This is a genomic window from Mycolicibacterium setense, assembly GCF_000805385.1.
Taxonomy (GTDB): Bacteria; Actinomycetota; Actinomycetes; order Mycobacteriales; family Mycobacteriaceae; genus Mycobacterium; species Mycobacterium setense.
The window spans coordinates 529,773-553,333 of the sequence record NZ_JTJW01000009.1 but is presented as its reverse complement, the minus strand read 5'-3'; the positions used below and the strand labels follow the sequence as shown (position 1 = coordinate 553,333).

At 67.0% G+C, this 23,561-nt stretch carries 27 protein-coding genes and 1 tRNA gene; 17 read left to right on the top strand and 11 right to left on the bottom strand.

What is annotated here, in order from left to right; genetic code table 11:
* Positions 1-284: MspA family porin (locus QQ25_RS25290; RefSeq protein WP_039381667.1), on the top strand; the 284-nt coding region annotated here is incomplete at its 5' end.
* 78 nt (positions 285-362) lie between these two features.
* Here QQ25_RS25290 and mscL read toward each other — a convergent pair.
* The 3 genes from mscL to QQ25_RS25275 form a co-directional block, all read right to left on the bottom strand.
* A complete protein-coding gene (mscL, locus tag QQ25_RS25285) occupies positions 363-833 on the bottom strand; it encodes a large-conductance mechanosensitive channel protein MscL (RefSeq protein ID WP_039381666.1) in 471 nt (156 codons plus the stop codon).
* A 132-nt stretch (positions 834-965) separates the two neighbouring features.
* Positions 966-1,625, bottom strand: coding sequence for an SAF domain-containing protein (locus QQ25_RS25280; RefSeq protein WP_039381663.1), 660 nt, complete (start codon positions 1,623-1,625; stop codon positions 966-968).
* Positions 1,626-1,694: 69 nt separating this feature from the next.
* The gene (locus tag QQ25_RS25275; RefSeq protein ID WP_039381661.1) at positions 1,695-2,027 is read right to left on the bottom strand and encodes an FmdB family zinc ribbon protein; all 333 of its coding nucleotides are present in this window, start codon (positions 2,025-2,027) and stop codon (positions 1,695-1,697) included.
* Positions 2,028-2,091: 64 nt separating this feature from the next.
* On the opposite strand from QQ25_RS25275, the gene QQ25_RS25270 reads away from it, so the two are divergent.
* Entirely contained in the window at positions 2,092-2,874 is a 783-nt protein-coding gene (locus QQ25_RS25270; protein ID WP_234711972.1) for an HNH endonuclease family protein, read from the top strand.
* 108 nt (positions 2,875-2,982) lie between these two features.
* Here QQ25_RS25270 and QQ25_RS25265 read toward each other — a convergent pair whose 3' ends face one another.
* The 4 genes from QQ25_RS25265 to QQ25_RS25250 all read right to left on the bottom strand — a co-directional run bounded on the left by QQ25_RS25265 (position 2,983) and on the right by QQ25_RS25250 (position 7,679).
* Positions 2,983-3,870, bottom strand: coding sequence for a universal stress protein (locus QQ25_RS25265; protein WP_039381654.1), 888 nt, complete (start codon positions 3,868-3,870; stop codon positions 2,983-2,985).
* Positions 3,867-5,699 carry an amino acid permease gene (locus QQ25_RS25260; RefSeq protein WP_039381652.1) on the bottom strand — a complete coding sequence of 611 codons (1,833 nt, stop codon included), beginning with the start codon at positions 5,697-5,699 and terminating at the stop codon, positions 3,867-3,869. The genes QQ25_RS25265 and QQ25_RS25260 overlap by 4 nt, the downstream gene beginning before the upstream one ends.
* 125 nt (positions 5,700-5,824) lie before the next feature.
* Complete coding sequence (locus tag QQ25_RS25255) at positions 5,825-7,060, bottom strand: PucR family transcriptional regulator (RefSeq protein WP_039381649.1); 1,236 nt, start codon at positions 7,058-7,060, stop codon at positions 5,825-5,827.
* A gap of 19 nt (positions 7,061-7,079) precedes the next feature.
* Positions 7,080-7,679 (bottom strand): 5-formyltetrahydrofolate cyclo-ligase, encoded by a 600-nt coding sequence (locus tag QQ25_RS25250; protein ID WP_101906467.1) that lies wholly within the window; start codon positions 7,677-7,679, stop codon positions 7,080-7,082.
* 27 nt (positions 7,680-7,706) lie between these two features.
* On the opposite strand from QQ25_RS25250, the gene QQ25_RS25245 reads away from it, so the two are divergent.
* The 5 genes from QQ25_RS25245 to QQ25_RS25225 all read left to right on the top strand — a co-directional run bounded on the left by QQ25_RS25245 (position 7,707) and on the right by QQ25_RS25225 (position 12,231).
* Positions 7,707-8,636 carry a UTP--glucose-1-phosphate uridylyltransferase gene (locus QQ25_RS25245; protein WP_039324383.1) on the top strand — a complete coding sequence of 310 codons (930 nt, stop codon included), beginning with the start codon at positions 7,707-7,709 and terminating at the stop codon, positions 8,634-8,636.
* Positions 8,637-8,704: 68 nt separating this feature from the next.
* Complete coding sequence (gene glp, locus QQ25_RS25240; protein WP_039324381.1) at positions 8,705-9,943, top strand: molybdotransferase-like divisome protein Glp; 1,239 nt, start codon at positions 8,705-8,707, stop codon at positions 9,941-9,943.
* A gap of 46 nt (positions 9,944-9,989) precedes the next feature.
* Positions 9,990-10,643 (top strand): GNAT family N-acetyltransferase, encoded by a 654-nt coding sequence (locus QQ25_RS25235; RefSeq protein ID WP_039381647.1) that lies wholly within the window; start codon positions 9,990-9,992, stop codon positions 10,641-10,643.
* A 238-nt stretch (positions 10,644-10,881) separates the two neighbouring features.
* Positions 10,882-12,102 (top strand): divisome protein SepX/GlpR, encoded by a 1,221-nt coding sequence (sepX, locus tag QQ25_RS25230; RefSeq protein WP_039381645.1) that lies wholly within the window; start codon positions 10,882-10,884, stop codon positions 12,100-12,102.
* Between the two features lie 56 nt (positions 12,103-12,158).
* Positions 12,159-12,231, top strand: a tRNA-Ala gene (locus tag QQ25_RS25225).
* A gap of 55 nt (positions 12,232-12,286) precedes the next feature.
* On the opposite strand, the gene QQ25_RS25220 is transcribed toward QQ25_RS25225, so the two are convergent.
* Entirely contained in the window at positions 12,287-13,741 is a 1,455-nt protein-coding gene (locus QQ25_RS25220; RefSeq protein WP_101906469.1) for a cytochrome P450, read from the bottom strand.
* Positions 13,742-13,770: 29 nt separating this feature from the next.
* Between QQ25_RS25220 and QQ25_RS25215 the strand changes: the two genes are divergently transcribed.
* Positions 13,771-14,451, top strand: coding sequence for a TetR/AcrR family transcriptional regulator (locus QQ25_RS25215; protein ID WP_039381643.1), 681 nt, complete (start codon positions 13,771-13,773; stop codon positions 14,449-14,451).
* Positions 14,452-14,523: 72 nt separating this feature from the next.
* On the opposite strand, the gene QQ25_RS25210 is transcribed toward QQ25_RS25215, so the two are convergent.
* Complete coding sequence (locus QQ25_RS25210) at positions 14,524-15,456, bottom strand: SDR family oxidoreductase (RefSeq protein ID WP_039381810.1); 933 nt, start codon at positions 15,454-15,456, stop codon at positions 14,524-14,526.
* 87 nt (positions 15,457-15,543) lie between these two features.
* On the opposite strand from QQ25_RS25210, the gene QQ25_RS25205 reads away from it, so the two are divergent.
* Positions 15,544-16,383 carry a helix-turn-helix transcriptional regulator gene (locus QQ25_RS25205; protein ID WP_039381809.1) on the top strand — a complete coding sequence of 280 codons (840 nt, stop codon included), beginning with the start codon at positions 15,544-15,546 and terminating at the stop codon, positions 16,381-16,383.
* Between the two features lie 10 nt (positions 16,384-16,393).
* Here the strand turns inward: QQ25_RS25205 and QQ25_RS25200 are convergent, their stop codons facing one another.
* Entirely contained in the window at positions 16,394-17,236 is an 843-nt protein-coding gene (locus QQ25_RS25200) for an enoyl-CoA hydratase/isomerase family protein (RefSeq protein WP_052236067.1), read from the bottom strand.
* Positions 17,237-17,337: 101 nt separating this feature from the next.
* On the opposite strand from QQ25_RS25200, the gene QQ25_RS31425 reads away from it, so the two are divergent.
* From QQ25_RS31425 to QQ25_RS25185, 4 genes are all read left to right on the top strand, one after another.
* A complete protein-coding gene (locus QQ25_RS31425; RefSeq protein WP_052236050.1) occupies positions 17,338-17,580 on the top strand; it encodes an SDR family oxidoreductase in 243 nt (80 codons plus the stop codon).
* A gap of 17 nt (positions 17,581-17,597) precedes the next feature.
* Positions 17,598-17,912, top strand: coding sequence for an SDR family oxidoreductase (locus QQ25_RS31420; RefSeq protein ID WP_052236049.1), 315 nt, complete (start codon positions 17,598-17,600; stop codon positions 17,910-17,912).
* Positions 17,913-18,048: 136 nt separating this feature from the next.
* Complete coding sequence (locus tag QQ25_RS25190; RefSeq protein ID WP_039324365.1) at positions 18,049-18,324, top strand: hypothetical protein; 276 nt, start codon at positions 18,049-18,051, stop codon at positions 18,322-18,324.
* Positions 18,321-18,875 carry a hypothetical protein gene (locus QQ25_RS25185; RefSeq protein ID WP_039324360.1) on the top strand — a complete coding sequence of 185 codons (555 nt, stop codon included), beginning with the start codon at positions 18,321-18,323 and terminating at the stop codon, positions 18,873-18,875. Before QQ25_RS25190 ends, QQ25_RS25185 begins: the two co-directional genes overlap by 4 nt.
* Before the next feature lie 12 nt (positions 18,876-18,887).
* On the opposite strand, the gene QQ25_RS25180 is transcribed toward QQ25_RS25185, so the two are convergent.
* Complete coding sequence (locus QQ25_RS25180; protein ID WP_039381641.1) at positions 18,888-20,345, bottom strand: aldehyde dehydrogenase family protein; 1,458 nt, start codon at positions 20,343-20,345, stop codon at positions 18,888-18,890.
* A 143-nt stretch (positions 20,346-20,488) separates the two neighbouring features.
* Here QQ25_RS25180 and QQ25_RS25175 point away from each other — a divergent pair, with 143 nt between their 5' ends.
* The 4 genes from QQ25_RS25175 to QQ25_RS25160 are packed head-to-tail and all read left to right on the top strand — an operon-like array spanning position 20,489 to position 23,560.
* Complete coding sequence (locus tag QQ25_RS25175) at positions 20,489-20,896, top strand: TOBE domain-containing protein (protein WP_039324356.1); 408 nt, start codon at positions 20,489-20,491, stop codon at positions 20,894-20,896.
* Positions 20,893-21,675: a molybdate ABC transporter substrate-binding protein gene (gene modA / locus QQ25_RS25170; protein ID WP_039381639.1), complete on the top strand. Its 783-nt coding sequence runs from the start codon at positions 20,893-20,895 to the stop codon at positions 21,673-21,675. The genes QQ25_RS25175 and modA overlap by 4 nt, the downstream gene beginning before the upstream one ends.
* Before the next feature lie 32 nt (positions 21,676-21,707).
* The gene (locus tag QQ25_RS25165) at positions 21,708-22,709 is read left to right on the top strand and encodes an acetyltransferase Pat (protein WP_039381638.1); all 1,002 of its coding nucleotides are present in this window, start codon (positions 21,708-21,710) and stop codon (positions 22,707-22,709) included.
* Positions 22,706-23,560 (top strand): shikimate 5-dehydrogenase, encoded by an 855-nt coding sequence (locus tag QQ25_RS25160; RefSeq protein WP_409370977.1) that lies wholly within the window; start codon positions 22,706-22,708, stop codon positions 23,558-23,560. Before QQ25_RS25165 ends, QQ25_RS25160 begins: the two co-directional genes overlap by 4 nt.
* Position 23,561: the final 1 nt, after the last annotated feature.

The following is a 23,561-nucleotide window of genomic DNA, read 5'->3' as shown; positions in this document are numbered from 1 at the left end:
ATGGTGACATCACCGGCCCGCCGTTCGGCCTGGAGTCCGTGATCACCCCGAACCTGTTCCCGGGTGTGTCGATCAGCGCTGACCTGGGCAACGGCCCGGGTATTCAGGAAGTGGCCACGTTCTCGGTCGACGTGGCCGGCCCGGCCGGTGGTGTGGCGGTGTCGAATGCGCACGGCACCGTGACCGGTGCGGCCGGTGGTGTGCTGCTGCGTCCGTTCGCCCGCCTGATCGCCTCGACGGGTGACAGCGTCACCACCTACGGCGAGCCCTGGAATATGAATTAAGGACATGAACGTCACGTTCTGAAGCCTCGACTAAAGCGGCCCCTGGAAATTTCCAGGGGCCGCTTTTGTGTTCGGTGTCTACTTGTCGCGGTCAGCGCTCGTGTACTTGGCGGTGTCCGGGCTGGGGCCGGTGCCCGGGCCGGTCACGTGCTTGCCACTGGAGGTGTCTCCGTTGGAGGCCAGCAGATCGCGGATCTCGGTCAGGATGGCCAGTTCGGTGTCCTGGGCCTGTTCCACCTCGCCACGCTCACGCAGCTTCTTGTACGGCAGGACGATGACGAAGTAGATCACCGCGGCGACCAGGATGAAGTTGATGAAGGCCGACAGGACGGCGTTGAAATCGACGAACGTCTCGGGGTCACCGCCCAGTGAGATCTTGAGCAGGCCGTATTCCTTGCCGGGGCCGGCGCCGATGCGGTCGACCATCGGCTGGACCACCTTCTCGGTGAACGCGGTGACCAAGCCGGTGAATGCCGCGCCAATGACCACAGCAACCGCAAGGTCGATGACGTTGCCACGGGACAGAAACTCTTTGAAGCCCTTCAACATGCGGGACCCTTCCTGCAGTTTGTTGTGTTTTGTGGGGCAAGCAAACAGTAACCGAGTTTGCCGAACGGCTGGGTGATTGTCGCTCAACAACTTCATGAGGCATGAATTGCGTTGTCCGGCATCGGATCTGGCTCAGTGAATCGTCAGCGTGACGGCCTGCACCAGGCTGGTGGCCGCGACCTCATTGGCTGAGCGCGCGGGCAATGCCACCAGGGCCACGCGGTCACTGCCGACCCCGGCGCCACGGGCCTTCTCCGAGACCAGCACCACGACAGCCCCCGAGGCGACGACCACCGGCCGGGCCGGTTGCTTGTCCTCCTGATCGGCCGTCACCGTCAGCACATCGACCACATCGCCCGGGCGGATCAGATCGAGCAACGCCGTGTCGCTGAGTTTGACCGGCACGATGCGGGCATCCGGCCCCGCAGCGGATTCGGCCAGCCGTGACCCGAGCAGCCGGACATCGGTGATGACCTCGCCGCGACGGGCCGGAGCGGTCAGCGTCGCACCCATCACGGGGGCCACGTCACGCTGGGCGCCGTCGGGCAGGGTGGCGGTGCTGCGGCGCTCCAGCCGCACATCGGCGGCGGTCAGCGCGACGCCGGGCGACAGGTCATGAGTGGCCACCGCGATCTCGGTGTACTCACCGTGCGGATCCGACCGTAGGACGGCGATGGCCGCCAACACCACCAGCCCGGCTGCGGCAGCGCGCCGTGCGGCCACCGTGCGCGTCCAATCGGGCCGCGCGGAAGTCAGCCGACGCCAGGGCGGCGGGTTGAGTGAATCGGCCATGGCGCCACGGTAGGCGCGCAACGGCCGGGTGAGAACGGCGTCTTCGCCGTCCTGTGGATAACTTTCGAGCTAGCTCGACGCGGCCGCGGCTGGGGCGGCGCTTGAGCTGCTGGAACTGCCGGAGCTGCTCGACGACGAGGAGGAAGATGACGAGTCCGACGACGTGCTCGAGGAGCTGCTCTCCGAGGTCTTGGCGGCGGAGCCGTTGGATGCGCCCTTGCTCGAGTCGCGGTTGTCGGTGCGGTAGAACCCGCTGCCCTTGAACACCACTCCCACCGAGCCGAAAAGCTTGCGCAGCTTGCCAGAGCACTTGGGGCAGGTGGTCAGTGCGTCATCGCTGAAGGCCTGCACCGCGTCGAACCGATTGCCGCACTCAGTGCACGCGTAGGAATAGGTAGGCACGAAAACCCTCCGAATTTGGTCAAACTTGTTAGCACTCTACCGGCTCAAGTGCTAGAACCGCTAGGTGGGCCATGTCATTCCCGCGGGCCGCCGGCGCCGGCGCACCGGAAGATTAGCGGTCTTGGTCGTGCTGGCGGTAATCGTGGGGGTGCTGGCCGTGCTGGTGGTGGCCCGCATGCGTGAGTCCGGGCCGGCAGCCCAGTCCCCGGACCAGCCTGCGACCTCGGTCCAGCCCCACCCGTCCGGCGCGGCACAGATGCCTGCCCGCCGGCCAACTCCCGGCTTCGACCGCGCCCGCGCGCTGTTGGCGGCGCTGCCGGTCAAGGGCTGGGACCGCCACACCGACTATGCGAGGTATCGCTTCGGTGAGGCCTGGAGTGACGACGTCAACGTCGAGTTCGGCCGCAACGGCTGCAACACCCGCGACGACATCCTGCGCCGCGACCTGTCGCAACTGACTGTCCGCCCCGGCACCTGCTACGCCGCGACCGGTGTGCTGCACGACCCCTATACCGGCGCCGAGATCGCGTTCACCCGCGGTCCGGACACTTCCGGAGCAGTGCAGATCGACCATGTGGTGTCGTTGTCGGACTCCTGGTACAAGGGAGCGCGGGCCTGGGACCCGCAGCGGCGCAAGGACTTCGCCAACGATCCGCGGAACCTGATGGCCGTCGCCGCGCAGCCCAATTTCGACAAGGCGTTTCGCGATGCGGCCAGTTGGCTGCCACCGAATGCGGTGTTCCGCTGTGATTTCGTCGCTCGCCAGGTCGAGGTGAAAACCGCTTATGCGCTGTGGGTTTCGGCGAAAGAGAAGGATGCGATGGAGACGGTGCTCGATGGCTGCTAGACATGGCGTGTGAACTGAGCTCTAACCCGAGGATTGCTGCTCAATAGTGACCGGAATCCTAGGCGCAAACACCGCGAAGCCGCCCGGTCGGGTTCTTGTCGGCGCGACCTACCCCGCCTTGTAGCTCGGCGCGATCATCACGGGCACCGGGGAGCGGCGCAGGATCTTGCCTGCCGCCGAGCCGAGGAACACCTGCGCGCTCGGGGCGGCGGCGCCGGAGCCGAGCACCAGCATGTCTCCGACGTCCCACCCGATGCTCTCCACCGCGGCGTTCCAATCGTGGCCGGCGCCGACCACCACGTCGACGTCGGGAACCTTCATCCGGTCACGAATGGCATTGAGCTGTTTGGTGATCTCGGCGATGGTGCGCCGTGACCACTGCTGGACCACCAACTCCTCGGCCGAGGATTCGATGGTGCCGGCGAACGCCGCGGTGTTGCGAACGGTGAACGACACGATGCGCAGCTTCGCCTTCCACGCGTCCGCGAGCTCGGCGGTCGCGGGGATGAGTCCGTTGACGTCGGCTTCCCCGCCGTAGGCGGCGGTGAGGCGTTGGATCGGTGCGTCGATCCGGGCGTATCCGCGCGGCGCGAAGGCCACCGGGACCCGGGCGGTGTGCACGAGGCGCTCGGTGACGCTGCCGAGCGCGACGCGGCCGATCATCCCCGATGAGGACGAGCCGACCGACACCAGCGACGCGCGATGCGCGTCCGCGAGCTCGATCAAACCCGTTGGTATCGAGGTGGATTCGTGAACCACCGGTGTGACGTCGAGGTCGATCGGCAGCACCGCGACCGCCCGCTGCAGCGCCTGCGTGGCTTGCGCGCGGACATATGCCAGATACTCACCCTCGACGGGGTCGTCCCGCGGTGGCCAGGCCCGTTCCACCACCGCCGCGGCGATCACCTGCTCGCCGGTGGTGCGAGCCAGTTGGATGGCCAGATTCAGCGGTGCGCTGCTGTGCCGGCTCGCGCTGAATGCGGCCAGGATGGTCACGACGCAGGCTCCTGCGCGCGCACCCGTGACACCACATGGGTCACCGGAATCTGATACTCCGAGCGGGCCCGGTCGACGACATCGAAGCGGTGCCACACCGAATCTTCCGGCGGGAGTGTGGAAATCACGATCTGGTCGGGCCGGAACGTCTCGACGGCATGGGCCAGCGCGCGCAGCGGACGGTAGTCGCCCAGCTCCCCGTCGGCCTGCAAGTCCTCGGAACGCAGCGTGCTGAGCGTCTGGTCGAGACGGCGCTGGGCCGCGCGGGTGGTGGCCTCCGAGATGTCGAGGGGCCCGTGGGTGGCGGCCACTCCGGTGTCGATCGGGCTGGCGGGCACCACTACTTGATAGAGGGCGTCGCGGTCCGCGCCGATGCGGCGGAGCTCGTCGAGCAGTTCGTTGGATTCCACGGTCTCGTTGGCCAGCACCAACACTCGGTGCGGAGGCGCGGCGCCCGGCGCCGGCGTCACCCCGGCCACCTCGGGCCGGTGCCCGATGAACCAGCGGTTGGCCAGGAACAGCAGGATCACCACGGCCCACGACAGCAGGCTCATGGTCAGTGCTTTCCGGTTGTCACCGCCCTGGACGAACATCTGCACCAGGATCGCGAAGATCGCCGTGGCGGTGAGGATCGACAGCACCGGGAAGAGCCACATCTTCACCTTGAGTTTGGAACCGTCTGTGCGGTACCGCAACACGATCTGCGAGACGGCGATCAGCAGGTAGACGAACAGGATCACCGCGCCGCTGGAATCCAGCAGGAACTTGAAGATGAAGTCCGGGGAGAACGCCGAGGCGATCACACCGAGGAAACCGATCACCGATGACGCGAGGATCGCGGTCGCCGGTACTCCGCGCCGGGTCACCGAAACCAGTTGCGGTGGCGCTTCGCGGCGGGCGGCCAGCACGAACAGCATCCGGGATGCGGTGTACATGCCTGAGTTCAGGCAGCTCAGCACGGCCGTCAACACGACGGCGTTCATGATGTGGTCGGCGTAGGGGATACCGATCTCGGTGAAGGCCGACACGAATGGCGATGCGGCGACCTGCTCGCTGTTCCACGGAAGGATCGTCACCAACAGGAACGCCGAGCCGACGAAGAACACCGCGATGCGCAGGATCACCGAGTTCGCGGCCTTGGCCACGGCGCGCTCCGGATCGGCCGACTCCGCGGCCGCGATGGTGGCGATCTCGGCGCCGACCATCGAGAAGATCACCGTCACCACGCCGACCGTGACCGCCATGGCGCCCAGCGGGAAGAACCCGCCGTGGGCCCACAGGTTCGAGAAATCCATTTCCTTGTGCGGCCACAATCCGATGATGTACAGCGAGCCCAGCCCGATGAACGCCAGGATCGCGGCCACCTTGATGCCGGCGAACCAGTACTCGAACTCGCCGAACGACGACACCGAGAACAGGTTGGTCGCCGTCATCGCGATCAGCAGGATCAGTGCGGTCAGCCAGATCGGTACGTCCATCCAGTACTGAATGATCTTGGCGCCGGCGATGGCTTCGAAGCCGACCACGATCACCCAGAAGTACCAATACAGCCAACCGACCGAGAAACCTGCCCAGTTGCCCATCGCGTTGCGCGCATAGTCCGCGAACGATCCGGTCGACGGATTGGCGACGGCCATCTCGGCCAGCATCCGCATCACCATGATGATGAGCACGCCCGCCAGCGCATAGGTGATGAAGACGCCGGGGCCGGTCTTGCCGATCACCACCCCGGAGCCGACGAACAGTCCGGCGCCGATGACACCGCCTATCGCGATCATGCGCAGTTGTCGCTGACTGAGCGCCTTCTTCAGCGCGGGTGTTTCACCCATGTGCGTACCGACTCCTCCGTGGTGTGTGACTCAGATCACAAACGGCCAGAAGGGAACGCTATGCCCGCCGGCCGGCCGGCGGAGCCGGAATCGGGCCGAAACTGTAGGAAACTCGGCTCGCTCGTTCAGACAGTTGTCGAAGTGGGGCGATACAGCCTGGCCAGGCGAGCCAGCCGCAAGCCCAGCATCAGCTCGAAACGGGTCTCACCGTCGCTGAGATCGCTGTCGAGTGCCTCAGTGAGCCTCTCCAGCCGGTAGTACAGCGTGGACCGGTGGAGATACATGGCCTCGGATGTGCGCCGCACGTCACCGCCGTTGGCCAGATACGTCTCGAGCGTGCGGAGGAGGTCTTCGCGGTTCTGCTCGATCAAGCTGACGATGCCGGGATGGACCAGCTCCCCGAGCCGGTCCGGGCCGTAGGCCTCGCCCAGCAGCGCCAGCGACCGCCACGAGCCGAGCGCGGACCAGTCGGCCACCTGCGCGCTGCCCACGCCGATCTCTGCCAGCGTCAGCGCCAGGCTTGCCTGCCGAAAGCCAAGGGCTGCTTGCGTTATCGGCAAGGGAACGCCGGACGCGCCGATGGCTGGGCGGGTTCCGTAGCCGGCCCGGACGGCCGGGGCGACGATTTCGGCGGTCGCGACGGGCCCAGCGTCGGCGCGCGACACCGCGAGGATCGTGGTCGGTGACCCGGCCAGGGTGTACCAGCGGCGCGTTCGGTCGGTGGCCGTCAACCGGAGCCGCAACGCCAGACTCCGATCGACCGGATTGCCCGCGCTGTCAGCGTCGGGCTCGAACCTGAAAACCTGGATGACGTGCTGCGGCTCGGCCATCGCCCTGGCATGGAGTTCGGCGACCACTCCCTGGGCCTGCCCGGGATCTTCCGCGGCGATCAGCCGCATCAGCAGGCCCTGTTGCGCGGACTCTTCGGCGCGCAGTGCCGCGTTGCGGCGGTCGAGGATGGCCAGTAAGTCGGCACCAGCCCGCTTTGCCAGCTGCTGACCGTGCTCGGACAGGGAGCCCTCGGGGGCGATGATCCACAGGTAGCCGAACCGCTCGGACGCCGAGCGCACAGGCACGCAGAACCGCGGCATCAGGTTGTAGTCCGGAAACGCCGGGATCCACACCGCAGAATCCGCCGTGCCGATCCCGAATTCGAACAGCGCCGCTTTGACCTCCGCGCGGGTCTCACGTTGCAGCACGCTGTGCACCCGGACATCGTCGAGTTCGCCGAGCTGACGGCTGTGGGTGATCGGGGTCAGCTCCTCGTCGTCCAGAAGCACGGCCCGATCCAGGGTCTGGGCCAGGACGTCGACGATCAGCTGCATGCGGACGCTGAAGTCAGCACTCACCGGATCGGACACCTGACGATTCTGGACCAGCTCAGGGCTGCAACGTCACGATTCCGCCCGACGGCGTCAGTGCATGCGTCATCCGCACGTCGTGAGGGTCGGCGGGCAACTCGTCGACCAGCTCGTCGTCACGGACCACCGCGACCAGCCGCGCGTGCGGTGCGGCGTAGATCAGGCTGCGGTCGTAGAAGCCGGCACCCCGGCCCAGCCGGTTTCCGTGCCGGTCGACGGCCAGCGCGGGTACCAGGACCACCTCGGCATCGGCGATCCGACCGGCGGGCAACCACGGTGGCGCGGGCTCGCGCAGGCCGAACTCGGCAGCCACCAAGGTGCCGGGCTCGTAGGGGCCCCACTGCATGGGCATGGCGCGGCCGTCCTCGTCGTTGCGGGCAACCGGAAGCAGCACACGCACACCGAGTTCCGACAGGGCGTCCAACAGGCTCGGCGAACCCGGTTCAGAGCCCACCGGAACGTAGGCACACACCGTTTGCCCGCTGCGCACCAAAGTGGGCAGCCAACGGCGAAGCGCCTGCGACTCACTGTCGCGGCGGTCGGTGGGCACCGCCCTTCTTGCACGCAGAACGCCGGCTCGCAACTCGGTCTTCGTCGGCGGGGTCACGCCCTCCACCATTTCAGAACGGACGTTAGGGTGTGAACGATGAGCACGTCTCACAAGGCGCCTGAGGTGCCGATTCCCTATACGGCCGTGGTCCCGGCGGCCGGTCTGGGTACCCGATTCCTCCCGGCGACCAAGACGGTCCCCAAGGAATTGCTGCCGGTCGTCGACACGCCGGGCATCGAGTTGGTCGCGGCCGAGGCGGCCGAGGCCGGTGCCGAGCGGTTGATCATCATCACCTCCGAGGGCAAAGACGGCGTCGTCGCGCATTTCGTCGAGGACCTGGTGCTCGAAGGCACGCTGGAGGCTCGCGGCAAGAAGACGATGCTGGAGAAGGTCCGCCGCGCGCCCGCACTGATCAAGGTCGAGTCGGTGGTGCAGGCCGAGCCGCTGGGCCTGGGGCACGCGGTCAGCTGCGTCGAAGGCGCCCTGGCTCCCGACGAGGACGCGATCGCCGTCCTGCTGCCCGATGATCTGGTGCTGCCGACCGGCGTGTTGGAAACCATGTCGAAGGTGCGGGCCAAGCGCGGCGGCACCGTGCTGTGCGCCATCGAGGTGCCCGAGGACAAGATCAGCGCTTACGGCGTCTTCGATGTCGAGACCGTGCCCGACGCGGCCAACCCGAACGTGCTGCGGGTCAAGGGCATGGTGGAAAAGCCCAAGTCCGAGGATGCGCCGTCCCCGTACGCCGCCGCCGGCCGCTACCTTCTCGACCGGGCGATCTTCGATGCGCTGCGCCGTGTTTCGCGCGGAGTGGGCGGGGAGATCCAGCTGACCGACGCCATCGCGCTCCTCATCGAAGAGGGCCATCCGGTGCACGTGGTTGTGCACCGCGGAGCCCGACACGACCTGGGAAATCCCGGCGGCTACCTGAAGGCTGCGGTTGACTTTGCGTTGGAACGTGACGACTACGGCCCCGAATTGCGGCGGTGGTTGGTCGAACGATTGGGTCTGACCGGACAGGAGGGCTAGCAACGAGCTGGCCCGGTACGCCGCACGTTGTCCGGTAGTGGCCCGGAGATGGGATAGGAAGGCGTGTTGTGCGTTCGGTGGAGGAACAGCAGGCTCGGGTAGCGGCTGCCGCGGTGGCGCCCCGACCGGTGCGGGTGGCCATCGCCGAGTCACAAGGTCTGATGTGTGCCGAGGAGGTCGTCACCGAACGGCCCATGCCGGGGTTCGATCAGGCAGCCATCGACGGCTACGCGGTACGCAGCGTCGACGTGTTGTCGGTGGGCGACGGCGCGGGTGAGATCAGCCTCCCCGTGATGGGCTCGATCGAAGCAGGCGCGCGCACCCCCAGCCGGTTGCAGCCCCGGCAGGCCGCGCGGGTGCAGACCGGCGCGCCGATGCCCACGCTGGCCGACGCGGTGCTGCCGCTGCGATGGACGGACGGCGGTGAGAACCGGGTCCGGATCATGCGCAGCGTGCGCTCGGGCGCCTATGTCCGGCGCACGGGGGACGATGTGCAACCGGGCGACGTCGCGGTGCGGGCGGGAACCATCATCGGCCCCGCCCAGGTCGGCTTGTTGGCAGCGGTGGGCCGTGACCGCGTGCTGGTGCATCCGCGGCCCAGGTTGTCGGTGATGTGCGTGGGCGGTGAGCTCGTCGACGTGTCCCGCAATCCCGGCACCGGGCAGGTGTACGACGTGAACTCCTACGCGCTCGCCGCGGCGGGCCGCGACGCGGGTGCCGAGGTCAACCGCGTCGGCATCATCAGCACCGATCCGGGGGAGCTCCGGGAAACCGTTGAGGGCCAAGTCAATCGCAACGAGATCGTGGTCATCGCCGGCGCGGTGGGCGGGGCCGCGGCCGAATCGGTGCGCACCGTACTCGCCGAGCTCGGCGAGATGGAGGTGGCCCGGATCGCGATGCACCCCGGCTCGGTGCAGGGTTTCGGCCAGCTGGGCCGTGACCGCGTTCCGGTGTTCCTGCTGCCCGCCAACCCGGTGAGCGCGCTGGTGGTCTTCGAGGTGATGGTGCGCCCGCTGATCCGGCTGTCGCTGGGCAAGCGGCAGCCGATGCGACGCGTCGTTCAGGCCCGCACGCTGTCGCCGATCAGCTCGGTGGCAGGCCGCACCGGATACCTGCGCGGGCAATTGATGCGCGACCAGGACACCGGCGAATACCTGGTGCAGGCCTTGGGTGGGGCGCCGGGCGCGTCCACGCACCTGCTGGCGACGCTCGCCGAGGCCAACTGTCTGGTGGTGGTTCCGAGTGACGTCGACGAGGTTCGTACCGGCGAAACGGTGGATGTGGCGTTCTTGGCCCAGCGCGGCTGATAAGACTTCATTCGATGAATGACGGTGTGACGAATCGATCACGCGGATGAGCCTGTTCCGGTCCAACACTTTTCACCCGGGTTGGCCCGGTGCGGTCGGACCGTTGCGGGTGAAGGCCGGCGTGGTGCGGCTGCGTCCGGTGCGGCTGCGCGATGCCGCGGTATGGAGCCGCATCCGGTTGGCCGACCAGGCCCACCTGGAGCCGTGGGAGCCGGTCAGTGGTGTGGATTGGCATGTGCGCCATGCAGTTTCATCGTGGCCGGCAATCTGTTCGGGTCTGCGCGGCGAGGCGCGGCGGGGCCGGATGCTGCCGTATGTGATCGAGCTCGACGGACAGTTCGCGGGCCAGCTCACGATCGGCAACGTGACCCACGGAGCGCTGCGATCGGCGTGGATCGGCTACTGGGTGGCCAGCGACAAGACGGGCGGCGGGGTGGCGACGGGTGCACTCGCGCTGGGGCTCGACCATTGCTTCAACGGGGTCCAGTTGCACCGGGTCGAGGCCACGGTGCGCCCGGAGAACGCCGCAAGCCGGGCCGTACTGGCGCGGGTCGGCTTCCGCGAGGAGGGTCTGCTGCGCCGTTATCTCGAGGTGGACGGTGCCTGGCGCGACCATCTCCTGGTGGCGGTCACGTTGGAAGAACTCAAGCATTCGGCGGCCCAGGCCCTGGTTATCGCCGGCCGGGCCGATTGGTGCTGAGTCCGCCGGGTGTGGGCGCGGCGCGCCGCGTCGACACTGCGCCTACGGTCGTGATTTCCCCGGATCCGCAGCCCTGGAAGCAATCTCAGCGAAGTAGGGGCGGCCAGCTGTTACCAATGTGACAAATGTGACTGTTGGTGCTTGTATCGATCGAATTACAGGTGTGTAATTGGGTCGGCGCGCCGTCCATGGATGCGCTGGTCACGGACCTAGCCTGAAGGGGAAAGGAGCAGGCGTCATGCCAAGCATCCCCCAGTCACTGCTGTGGATTTCCCTTGTCGTTCTCTGGCTTTTCGTTCTGGTCCCGATGTTGATCAGCAAGCGCGACTCGGTGCGTCGTACCAGTGACGTCGCCCTGGCGACACGAGTGCTCAACAGCGGCCGCAACGCACAACGGTTACGACGCGGCCCGGCCGCCGGACATCACAGCGATCCCCACTGGCAGCCCAGCGCCGACCACCTCGACGAGGAGCTCGACGACGACTTCGAGGACGACCCCGAGAACGACGAGGCGCCCGCCGAGGTCCGCGTGCAGCGCACCGTCGTGGTGGCGGCGGCGCGCGTCGAGACCCCCGAACCCGACTATCTCGACGTCGACATCGTCGACGAGGATTCCGGCGCGCTGCCGGTCGGTACGCTGCGCCAGGCGGCCGACACCACAGCCGACGCCGAGCCCGAGGAAGTCGACGAGCCCGAACTCGAATTGGAATTCGAGACCGAGGCGGAGGCCGAGACCGAGGCCGAACCGGAACCCGTCGCGATCGAAGAACCCGTTGAGCAATTCGAGGCCGAGGCAGAGGCCCAAACCGAACGCATCCCAGTGGATCTCGACGAGGCCGACGACCCCGGTGTTGTCGAGAGCGCCGAGGACCTCGACGCGGCAGAGGACACCGAGGACCCCGAAGGCCTTGCCGACGACGAGTACGAGTACGTCGCCGACTCGTCGGGCCTGGAACCCGAGGCCGACGAGGAGCCGGTCGAGGAGGAGCAGACCGAGGCGCCCGTCGCGTCGTTGAACGCGAACCGGCAGCGGCGGTTCGATTCCAAGAAAGCCGCGGAGATCAGTGCCCGCAAGTTCCGGTTCCGCAAGCGTGTGCTCGCGGTGCTGGCCGCCACGCTGGTGTTCTCGGCGGCCGCTGCCTTCCTGGTGACGCCCTCGGCCTGGTGGCTGTGTGGCGGTGCAGGCACGCTGACCGTGCTGTACCTGGCCTACCTGCGTCGTCAGACGCGCATCGAGGAGCAGCTGCGGCGTCGCCGTGCACAACGGATGGCGCGGTCGCGGCTGGGCGTGGAGAACACCGACGACCACAAACTCGACGTGGTGCCGGCCAGGTTGCGCCGCCCCGGCGCGGTCGTCCTCGACATCGATGACGAGGATCCGATCTTCGAGCACCTGGCGTACGCGTCGTACGGGTCGATGTCCCGCGAATACGATCTACCGCGCGCTGCCGGGCAGTAGAGCGGCCGGTTTCGTTCCGCGGGCGCAAGGCTGGTAGCCTGTGCATCCGGTATCAAGGGGCTATAGCGCAGTTGGTAGCGCGTCTCGTTCGCATCGAGAAGGTCAGGGGTTCGATTCCCCTTAGCTCCACAAAGTTTGAACAGGTCAGCGCGGTTCGGGAGAGTCTCCCGGGCCGCGTTTGTCGTTACCGGCCGCCGACGCGCGCCCGCAGGTCGATCGGGAGGTCATCGGCAGGTGTCGGCCCGGTTCCCCAGGTCAGCTGCGGGCGGTAGTCGGCGGGCACACTCCACTCGAACCGCCTCAGCATCTGATGCATCGTGGTCTTGACGGTCATGTCGGCGAACTGCTGGCCGATGCACTTGTGCGCGCCACCGCCGAATGGCGCGAACACGTAGCGGCTCACCGTGGCGCGGGATGCGGAGTTGTTGACGAACCGTTCGGGATTGAACGTGTCGGGGTCGGGCCACCAGTCGGAAAGCCGCATGGAGGCATAGACATTGATGGCGACCTGGGTCTTGCGCGGCACGAAGTGCCCGAGGATCTCGGTGTCGCGGACGGTTTGGCGGAACAGCGCGCCCGCAGGTGCGTACATCCGGAGGATCTCCTTGAACGCGGCGTCGAGCAGTGGGTAGGCGTCCAGGTCCAGAACGCTGGGCGTGTCGTTCGGCAGGCTGACCGCTTCATCGCGAAGAGCCTCCTGCCACTGCCGGTTCCGGCCCAGTTCGTACAAGAGCATGGACAGCGCGATGGCAGTGGTGTCGTGGGCGGCCATCAGCAGGAAGATCATGTGGTTGACGATGTCGGTCGGTGTGAACCGGGCGCCGTCCTCGTCCTCGCTGCGGCACAACATCGAGAACAGGTCGGTGCCATCGCCGCGCTGCCGATCGGGAACCTGGTCGGCGAAGTACCTTTCGAGCCGCTCCCGGGCCCGTAGCCCCTTGGCCCACACACCCCCGGGCACGTCCGCCCGCAACAACGCCTGCCCGCCCCGGACGGTGTCGTGGAAGTCCGCTGACAGCCGGTCGGATTCGGGGCCGAGGTGCGTGCCGACGAATACCTCGGCGGCTTGCTCGAGCAGCAGGTGCTTGATCGACGGATAGAACGGAAAGGCTTGTGTCGATGGCCAATCGCGCAGCGTGCGGTCGATGCTGGGCAGCATCAGTTGCAGGTAGCCATCCAGCGCGCTGCGGGTGAAAGCCTGTTGCATGATGCGGCGGTGGTCGCGGTGTTCGTCGAAGTCCAGCAGCATCATTCCGCGGTGGAAGAACGGCCCGATGACCGGTGCCCAGCCGCGAGTGCTGGAGAACACCTTGTCGCGGTTGACCCAGGCGGTTTCCAGGGCATCGGGACCCATGAGTCCGACGACGCGGAAGCCGACGCCGCCGGCCCACGACACCGGCCCGTAACGCTCGTAGCGGTCCCGTGCGAACGCCAGCGGATCGGCCAGGGAGCTCAATACGTGGCCCAGGAACGGGAAGCCGTAATTGCCCATGACGGGCTTCAGATTCGACCCCGGTGGCGGAGCGGCCAAAGGGCGTTCACCGCTCGGAAATCGTGTGGTGACGGCGGCGCCCAGGGCTTGGAGGCGGTGCGCGTTCAGAGGCGAGCACAGTTCCATGGTGTCCTCTCGGTCAGCCATCTGGTACGAAACCGTGCCAGAATGTCCAGGTGGTGTCAACGACCAAACGCGCTTACGGCGGCCAATCGGCCGACGCTCGTCGCCGCCAGCGGCGTGAACGTCTGCTGGAAGCTGCGATGGACGTCATGACGCGCAACGAGTGGCGGGGCGTGACGGTCGAGAAGCTCTGCGCAGCAGCCAGTCTCAACAAGCGCTACTTCTACGAGAGCTTCACGGATCTGGACGCCCTGTCGGTTGCCGTCGTCGACGACATCGCCGAGCGGGTACGCAGCGCGACCGTGGCGGCGGCGGACGCGGCAGCGGAGGACCCGCTGGAAATCCAGGCACTGGCGAGCGTGGCGGCCGCGGTGCGGGCACTCGTCGACGACCCGCGCCGCGCTCGTGTGCTGCTCGGGGGTGTCGCCGCGTCGCCCGAACTCGATGCGCACCGCAGCACGGTCATGCACCGGCTCACCGACGTGCTCATCGACCACGGGCGCACAGTGCACGGGGTCGAGTTGGAAACAGACCCGTTGGCCAAGGTGACACCGGCATTCATCGTCGGCGGAACGGCCGACGCCATCCTGGAATTCGTCAACGGCGGCGTCGACCTGTCCGTCGACGACTTCATCGCGCAGCTCGCCACGCTCTGGCTGATCACCGGCAACGGCGCCGCCCAAGTCGCCCGCGCCCGCATGTCACCGGTGCCGGCGCCGGGCAAGGTGCCTTGATCGGACCCTGTGGTGAATGTGTCGAGTCGTCGTGTGAAAGCCGTGAATCATCCTCGACAGGCGGCACATTCGTCACAGGGTGACCCCGGTGAGCTCCTCTGACACCGCCCAAAGTCGCGCCGCACTCTCGTTGTCGCGCAGCGGTTTCCAGAGTTTCTGTTCCCCCGGCGGGCCACCGACGTGGCCCGGCCACCGGGGCCCGTAGAACGCGCCGTCCTTGACCGTGGCCGACGTCGCAGCCATCAGCGCGGGCAGTTTCGCGCTGTCCACAGTGCCCACGATGAGGCCGCGCGCTGAGAACCAGCGGATCAGCCGCACACCGACGGTGTCCTTGGCACGTCCCACTTCGGGGCGTGCCGCCAGGAGATTCGTGGGGGCGACGCCAGGGTGAGAAATATTGCTGGTGATTCCCCAGCCCGCGGCCACGCTGCGACGGTGAAGCTCGAGGCCGAACAACCCGAGCGCGATCTTGGACTGCCGATAGGCGGCCATGCCGTCGTAGCCGTGCTCCCAGTTCACGTCGCTCCAGTTGATGGCGCCGCTGCGGGCGGCGACGCTGGTCTGGGACGTCACCCGCGCATGACCGGCCTTGAGCAGTGGCAGCAGACGGGCGGTGAGCGCGAAGTGGCCCAGGTGATTCGTGCCGAACTGCAGCTCGAATCCGTCGGCTGTGGTCTGCCGGTCAGGCGGGGTCATCACCCCCGCGTTGTTGACCAGCACGTGGATGGGAGCGCCCTCGGCGCACAGCTTCTGGGCGAACGCTGCCACCGAGGCCAGGGAGGACAGGTCGAGCTCCTCCAACGTCAGCTTCGCGTGTGGATGCCGCTCGCGGATCTTGGCGATGGCCGCCTCGCCCTTGTTCGGGTTCCGGACCGGCATGACCACTTCGGCGCCCGCTCCGGCGAGTCGTGCCGCGATGCCGATGCCGATGCCGTCGCTCGCGCCGGTCACCACCGCCCGCTTTCCGGACAGGTCGTCGATCGTGATGTCGTAATCATGTGGCATGGGATCCAGATTGCCCATCGGGCTGCGCCCTATCCACGGTCTGACGATCCGTGGCTGAGCGATCCGACCCGGGAGAAGATGGCAGGCATGATCGATCGAGCCGGGCTTGCGGAATTCCTGGTCCGCCGTCGCGCGGCACTGCAACCCGAAGACGTCGGGCTGCCGCGCGGACAACGCCGACGAACGAGCGGCCTGCGCCGCGAAGAAGTAGCCGCGCTGTGCCACATGTCGACCGACTACTACTCGCGTCTGGAGCGGGAACGCGGCCCGCAGCCCTCGGAGCAGATGATCGCGTCGATCGCACAAGGGCTCCATCTGTCCCTCGACGAGCGCGACCACCTCTTCCGCCTTGCCGGGCACCAGCCGCCGGTGCGTGGGTCGAGCAGTGACCACATCAGCCCTGGGATGCTGCGAATCTTCGACCGGCTCACCGACACTCCGGCCGAGATCGTCACGGAGTTGGGGGAGACCTTGCGGCAGACCCCGCCCGGTCTCGCCCTCGTCGGGGACCTCAGCCGGTACACGGGTCCCTCGCGCAGCATCGGGTACCGCTGGTTCACCGACCCGACGGTGCGCGATCTGTACCCGCGCGAAGACCACGAGTTCTACTCGCGGATGTACGTGTCCGGGCTGCGAGGAGTGCTCGCACTGCGCGGGCCGGGGTCCAAGGCCGCGCGATACGCGGAACTGCTCACCGACGAAAGCGAGGAGTTCAGGCTGTTGTGGGACCAGCACGAGGTCGGCATCCGGCCGCGCGACATCAAGCGCTATCAGCACCCGCTGGTCGGGAGCCTGGAACTCAACTGCCAAATTCTGCTGGACCCCGACCAGTCCCACTCGCTGCTGGTCTACACCGCGGTGCCGGGCAGCGAGAGTTACGAGAAGCTGCAGCTGCTCTCGGTGCTCGGCGCGTCGTCGTCATTGTGAAGCCCAGTCGTCAGTCGCCCCGTTCTGGCTGCGCCGACGGGCTGTTCTGTCTGGTCGGCTGCGCCGACGGAAAGTGCGGCGCGCGCTTTTCCCGCAAGGCGGTGTAGCCCTCCACCACGTCGGGTCCCAGGAAGGTCAACATCTCGTAGGCCGCCGACTGGTCGAAGATCGGGCCCGCATTGCGCAACCAGTTGTTGAGTGCCCGCTTGGTCAGCCGGATCGCCTGCTGGGCGCCGGTCGCCAGATTGTCGGCGATCCGCAGCGCCTCGTCCAGAACTTCCTCGCGCGGAAGGGCTTTGGCGACCATGCCGATCCGCTCGGCCTCGATGCCGCCGATCATCTCACCGGTCATCAGGTAGTACTTCGCCTTGGCCGTCCCGGCCAGCAGTGGCCAGATGATGGCGGCGTGGTCGCCGGCTGCCACGCCGAGTTTGACGTGTCCGTCACCGATCCGGGCGTCCTCGGCGATGATCGCGATGTCGGCGAGCAGTGCGGCCACCGCGCCCGCCCCGACGGCCACACCGTTGATCGCCGAGACGATGGGTTTGTCGCAGTTGATCATGTTGTAGACCAGATCGCTCATCTCGGTCAGCATGTGTGACACCCGGTCGTAGTCACCGGCCATCCGTTCGACCATGGCCAGATCGCCGCCGGCGCTGAAAGCCTTACCGGCACCGGTGATCACGGCGACCCGGGTCTGCGGGTCGGCTGCGACGTCTTTCCAGATGTTGGCCAGTTCGGTGTGCATGCCCTCGTCGGCGGCGTTGTACTTCTCCGGCCGGTTCAGCGTGATCAGCAGGACGCCGTTGTCCCGGCGGGTCAGCGTCAACTGTTGGTAATCGGAGAAATTCATGTCGGCACCCTTCTGCTCACGCACGCCATTCAACCGAAGTTACGGCACCGGGCGCCGGGCATCGGCCACACGGCGAGGGCGGCGCGAACACCTCCGCGCATGTGGTCGATCTGGCCGGCCCGGACGCGGTGAGCACACTGCACGACGACGTGGTGGTCGCACCTGGAACGCCGGCCGTCATCGTCGACGCAGCGGGCATCGACCGGGTCGAGTCGTTCGTGTCCGACGACGACGCGCTGTGGCGGACACCGGTTGCGGTCAACTTTCTCGGACCGGTTCGGCTCACCCATGCCTTCCGCAAAACCATCCGCGCCACGGAAGCACGGCAAAGATCGTCAACATAGCCAGTGATGCAGGACGGGTGGGTAGTCTGGGCGAGATGGTGTACGCCGGAGCCGGAGGCGGGGGGATCGCCTTCATCAAGTCGCTCGCGCGCGAGACGGCCCGCCGCCAGATCAATGTCAACGGTGTTTGCCCTGGACCGACCGACACCCCGCTGTTCGATTCGCTTCCGGACAAGGTGCGCGACGGCCTGGTCAGAGCTATCCCGTCGCGCCGCGTCGCGAAATCCGAGGAGGTCGCCGAGGCGGTCCTGTTTTTCGCCTCCGACGATGCCAGCTTCATCACTGGCCAAGTCCTCAGTGTCAGTGGAGGCTTGAGGATGGCCGGTGGATGACCATTCGGTGGCCGGCAGGCGGCGAGCCCGCTCTTGGTCGACGCCAGTTTGCAATGGCATACTTGCTCAGCCCCTGGGCTGAACTCAGGTGATTCGGTTAGCCTCGGGGAACAGATTGGCCAGTTGGGGGATTGCTATGGCAAACGATCTGAGTGTGGACCCGGGGGCGCTTCGTGCCGGGGCCACCAGCAGCGAGATGATCGCTGCCGAATTGGGGGTGTCGCCTGCCCGCCCGGACGCCGGAGGCTATCCGAGCAGCAGCGGTGTCTCGGCGATGGATGATGCCGTGATCACGGCGCGGGCCTCCCAATCTGGTCGCGTCAGCTCGCAGGCGGGAAATCTGTCCGCGGCCGCGCATCGCTACACCGCGACCGATGAACAAACCGCCGGAGGTCTGGCGGAGTTGATGTGAATGAGGTATCCGTCGCCGGTCCATCAGATGGGGCGCTGACTCGCTCCCGGCTGGAGAGTTGGGACACAACGTATCTCGCGGACGCCGCTGCGCGCTGGCGCCAGCTGGCGGCCGAGTCCGAGGAACTGTTCGAGTGGCACCGGCAGAATGTGTGTGCGCCCGGAGGGGCGGAGTGGTCGGGCGCCGCCAGCGAGCTCGCGGGTGATCAGGTGAACGCCGATGCTGCGGTGGTCCGCAAGCAGGGGGACATCCAGCGTGAGGCTTCCGAGATCGCCGAGAACGGTTGCCGTGACATCCGGCTGGCCGTCGGGCAGGTGCTGGAGGCCATTGCTGCCGCCGAGGAGGACGGCTTCCAGGTGTCCGAGGACCTCAAGGTGCGCGACACCCGCCGCATCGACGTGACCACCATGGCTGTGCGCTACACGGCATCCCGGGAGCATGCCGAGGACATCCGGTGGCACTGCGAGCGGCTCATTCAGGCCGAGATCTACCTCGGTCAGCGGCTGGAGGGCAAGGCCCTCGAGCTCGCCGCCGTCAAATTCGAGGTCTGACCGGGCGCCGACCTACAGCTGCGCCCAGATCGACTTTGTCTTGAGGTAAGCGTCGATGCCCTCGTACCCGAATTCCTTGCCGACGCCTGACTGTTTGTAACCGCCGAACGGCACGTTGTGGTCGAATGTCAACTGGCAGTTCAGTCCCACCATGCCGGCCTGCAGGCGCTTGCCCAGGCTGTGCGCGCGGGCCAGGTTGGTGGTCCAGACGGTCGCGGCCAGGCCGTAACTGGTGTCGTTGGCCATCGCGATCGCCTCGTCGTCATCGTCGAACGGCAGGATGGTGACGACCGGGCCGAAGATCTCTTCCTTGTACAGCCGGCTGGTGGCTGGGTCGACGTTGGTGACGACGGTGGGCTTGACGAAGTAGCCCTTGCGGTCCAATCGGTAACCACCGGAAACGATTTCGGCGCCGTCGCGCTTGCCCTGGTCGATGTACCCCAGCACGCGGTCGAGCTGCTTCTGGCTGACCAGTGGGCTGATCATGGCGCCCTCGTCCTTCGGGCCGCCCAGTACCAGGTTGTCTCCGATCATCGCGATGCCCTGCACCACGCGTTCATAAACGCTGCGCTGCACGATGATTCGTGATCCGCACACGCAGCCCTGCCCCGAGTGCACGAAGATGCCCATCGAGGCCATCATGATCGCCATGTCCAGGTCGGCGTCTTCGTAGATCAGCACCGGGGACTTTCCGCCCAGCTCCAGGGTCACCTTCTTCAGGTTGTCCGCCGAATCCCGCATGATCTGCTTGCCGACCTCGGTCGAGCCGGTGAAGGCGACCTTCTCCACGTCGGGGTGCGCGGTGATCGCGGCACCAGCGGTGGCGCCGTACCCGATGACGAAGTTCACCACGCCGTCCGGCACGTCGGCCTCAGCGATCAGTCGCTCCAGCAGCACCGCCGACAGCGGGGTCTCCTCGGCGGGTTTGACGACGCTGGAGCAGCCGGCGGCCATGGCCGGTGCGATCTTGGCGCAGGCGTTGAACAGTGGGCCGTTCCACGGGTAGATGAGCCCGACTACGCCATACGGCTCCTTGGTGGTGTAGGCGTGCAGGTTGGAATAGTTGCTGTTGACGCCGCCCTCCATCTGAACCTGGTAGCTGCTGCCGTTGAGTTTGGTACACCAGCCCGCGTAGTAGCGGAAGAACTCCGCGCAGGTGGAGACGATCATCTCTGCTTGCATCGGGGGCATCCCGGCGTCCAGCGATTCCAGCTCGGCGAATTCCTTGGCGTGCTCATCGATCAGATCGCCCAGCTTCCACAGCACCTTGGCGCGCTGGCGGGCCGGGATGTCGGTCCAAATCCCGGACTGGTAGGCCGCTTTCGCGGCGGCGACGGCCTCGTTGACCGCGTCGGGACCGCAGTCGCGGAATTCGGTGATCTGCTCCTCGGTCGCGGGGTCGATCACCGGAATGGTCTCGCCCGTGCCCGGTCGGTCGCGGAGCTCTTCCAAAACCGTCTGCAGTTCCATAGGGTTCCCTTCGTCGTCGAAATGCTGAGCACTTGCTTAGCAGCCGAGCACCAGCGCGGTCAAGACCGTATATGCGGATCAGAAGCGGCTATTTCGCCGTGTTTGCGGTTGTTGAGCCGAGGAGGTGCCGATACGCTGGCGCGGTGCCAGACATCCGGGTCCGCGAGGCGGCCGAACTGCTCGGGGTCAGTGACGACACCGTGAGGCGCTGGATCGACGACGGGGCGCTGCCGGCTCATCTCGATGGCTCCGGACGCAAGGTGATCGACGGCGCCGCGCTGGCGGCGTTCGCGCGTGCCAACGCCGCTGCGGCCCCCAAGGATCCGCTCGGAATCGGAAGCTCGGCCCGCAACCGGTTCGCCGGGCTCGTCACCAACGTCATCGCCGACGAAGTGATGGCCCAGGTGGAGCTACAGTGCGGCCCGTTCACCGTGGTGTCGCTGATGAGCAGTCAATCGGTCCGTGAACTCGGCCTTGCCCCCGGCAGTATCGCGGTCGCGGTGGTCAAGGCCACGACCGTCATCGTGGAAACCCCGAAGGGACAGTCATGACCCGAGCCCGGATGTGTGCCCTGGCCTTCAGTGCATTGGCCGTCACAGCCTTGATCGGCGGTTGCACCTCGGCGGAGAACGCATCGGAACCCTCGACCACAGACGGCGGATCGATCACGGTGTTCGCCGCGGCCTCGCTGAAATCGGCGTTCACCGAGATCGGTCGGCAGTTCGAGACCGACAACCCGGGGAGCTCGGTGGAGTTCTCGTTCGCCGGATCCTCGGACCTGGTCACCCAGCTGACCCAAGGGGCGGACGCCGACGTGTTCGCCTCGGCCGACACCCGGAACATGGACAAGGCGGTGGCAGCGGAACTGGTCGATGGCGGCCCGGTGAACTTCGCCACCAACACCTTGACTATCGCCGTCGCCCCTGGAAACCCCAAGGGCATCAAGTCATTTGCCGATCTGGCAAAGCCGGGGACCAGCGTTGTGGTGTGCGCCCCGCCGGTGCCGTGCGGCGCCGCGACCGAAAAGATCGAGAAGGCCACCGGGGTGACGCTGTCCCCCGTGAGCGAGGAGACCTCGGTCACCGACGTGCTGGGCAAGGTGGCCAGCGGACAGGCCGACGCCGGCCTGGTCTACGTCACCGACACGGCGGGAGCCCAGGACAAGGTCGACGGCGTCGCCTTCCCCGAAGCGGCTCAGGCCGTCAACACGTACCCGATCGCCGTGCTCAATGAATCCCAACACACGCCGCTGGCCCACCGTTTCGTCGACCTGGTGACTGGCGAGACCGGCCAAAAGGCTCTCGCCAAGGCTGGATTCGCCAAGCCCTGACCGAGCCCGGGGCGGCGCCGTAGCCTGGGACTGTGGCCGATCTGACCGAGGTCAGCGCTGATGACTTGGCGGCTCTGGAATTCTTCGCCGGCTGCCGGCCGTCTGTGTTGGCGCCGTTGACCGCTCTGCTGCGCCCGCTGTCGGTCCCGGCCGGGCATGTGCTGATCCGGCAGGGCGACCCGGCGCTGACGTTCATGCTGCTCGCCTCAGGGCGGACCCGGGTGGTGCACGACGGGCCCGACGGACAGGCCGTCGTCGCCGATCTGGAACCGGGGCTGATCATCGGTGAGATCGCACTGCTGCGCGACGCATCGCGCACCGCCACCGTGACCGCGCTCGATCCGGTGACGGGGTGGGTCGGCGACCGTGAGGCCTTCGAGGTCATCCTGCACCTGCCCGGGATGTTCGACCGCCTGGTGCGTATCGCCCGCCAGCGGCTGGCCGGGTTCATCACGCCGATCCCGGTGCAGGTACGCAACGGCGACTGGTTCTATCTGCGGCCCGTGCTGCCCGGCGACGTCGAGCGGACCCTGAACGGGCCGGTCGAATTCTCCAGCGAAACCCTCTACCGGCGTTTCCAATCCGTCCGTAAGCCGACCAAGGCCCTGCTGGAGTATCTGTTCGAGGTCGATTACGCCGACCATTTCGTCTGGGTGATGACCGAGGGCGCGCTGGGTCCGGTCGTCGCCGACGCCCGCGTGGTGCGCGAGGGGCACGACGCGACCACAGCCGAGGTGGCGTTCACCGTCGGCGACGACTATCAGGGCCGCGGTATCGGCACCTTCCTGATGGATGCATTGGTGGTGTCAGCTGATTATCTTGGTATTCAACGCTTTACCGCGCGGGTACTGAGTGACAACTACGCCATGCGCCGCATCCTGGACCGGCTCGGTGCCGTGTGGGAGCGTGAGGATCTTGGCGTGGTGCTCACCGACGTTCCGGTGCCGGCCGTCAGCTCGCTCAGCCTGCAACCCGAGGTGGCGGCGAAGATCAAAGACGTGACGCGTCAGGTGATCCGGGCGGTCAGCCAGTGAGTCGGCCGCCGCTGCCCGCCAGTGGCCGGAGGCCAGCATTGAACAAGGACACGCTGGTGTGCATTTCCCTGGCGGCCCGGCCCAGCAACATCGGGACGCGCTTCCACAACTACCTCTACGACGAACTCGGCCTGGACTACCTCTACAAGGCTTTCACCACAACGGATATCGCCGCGGCCATCGGTGGCGTCCGGGCCCTGGGCATCCGGGGCTGCTCGGTGTCGATGCCCTTCAAGAAGGACGTCATGGCCCTCGTCGACGAGATCGAACCGTCGGCCCGCGCGATCGACGCGGTCAACACCATCGTCAACGACCTGTCGGTGCCCGGCGGCCACCTCACCGCATCCAACACCGACTACCTGGCGGTGCAAGCCCTCGTCGCGCCGCTGGACCCGGGTGACGCGGTGCTGATGCGGGGCAGCGGCGGCATGGCCAAGGCAGTCGGTGCAGCGTTGCGTGACAAGGGTTTTCACCGCGGAACGGTCGTCGCTCGGAACGCCCACGCCGGGCGCGCGCTGGCCGAGACTCTCGGTTACGACTACGCGCCCGAGGTGGGCACCCTGACGGCACCCATCCTGGTCAACGTCACCCCGATCGGGATGGCCGACGGGCCCGACGAACACCGCTGCGCATTCGAACCGGCCACGATCCAAGCGGCCAGTGCCGTGGTCGACGTGGTGGCCATGCCCGCCGAAACCCCGTTGATCGCCGCGGCAAGGTCGGCCGGCCTGCCCGTCATCACCGGCGCGGAGGTGATCGCGCTGCAGGCCGCGGAACAATTCACGCGCTACACCGGAGTGCAGCCGACAGCGGAGCAGGTGGCCGCGGCATCGGCCTTCTCCCGCCAATAGG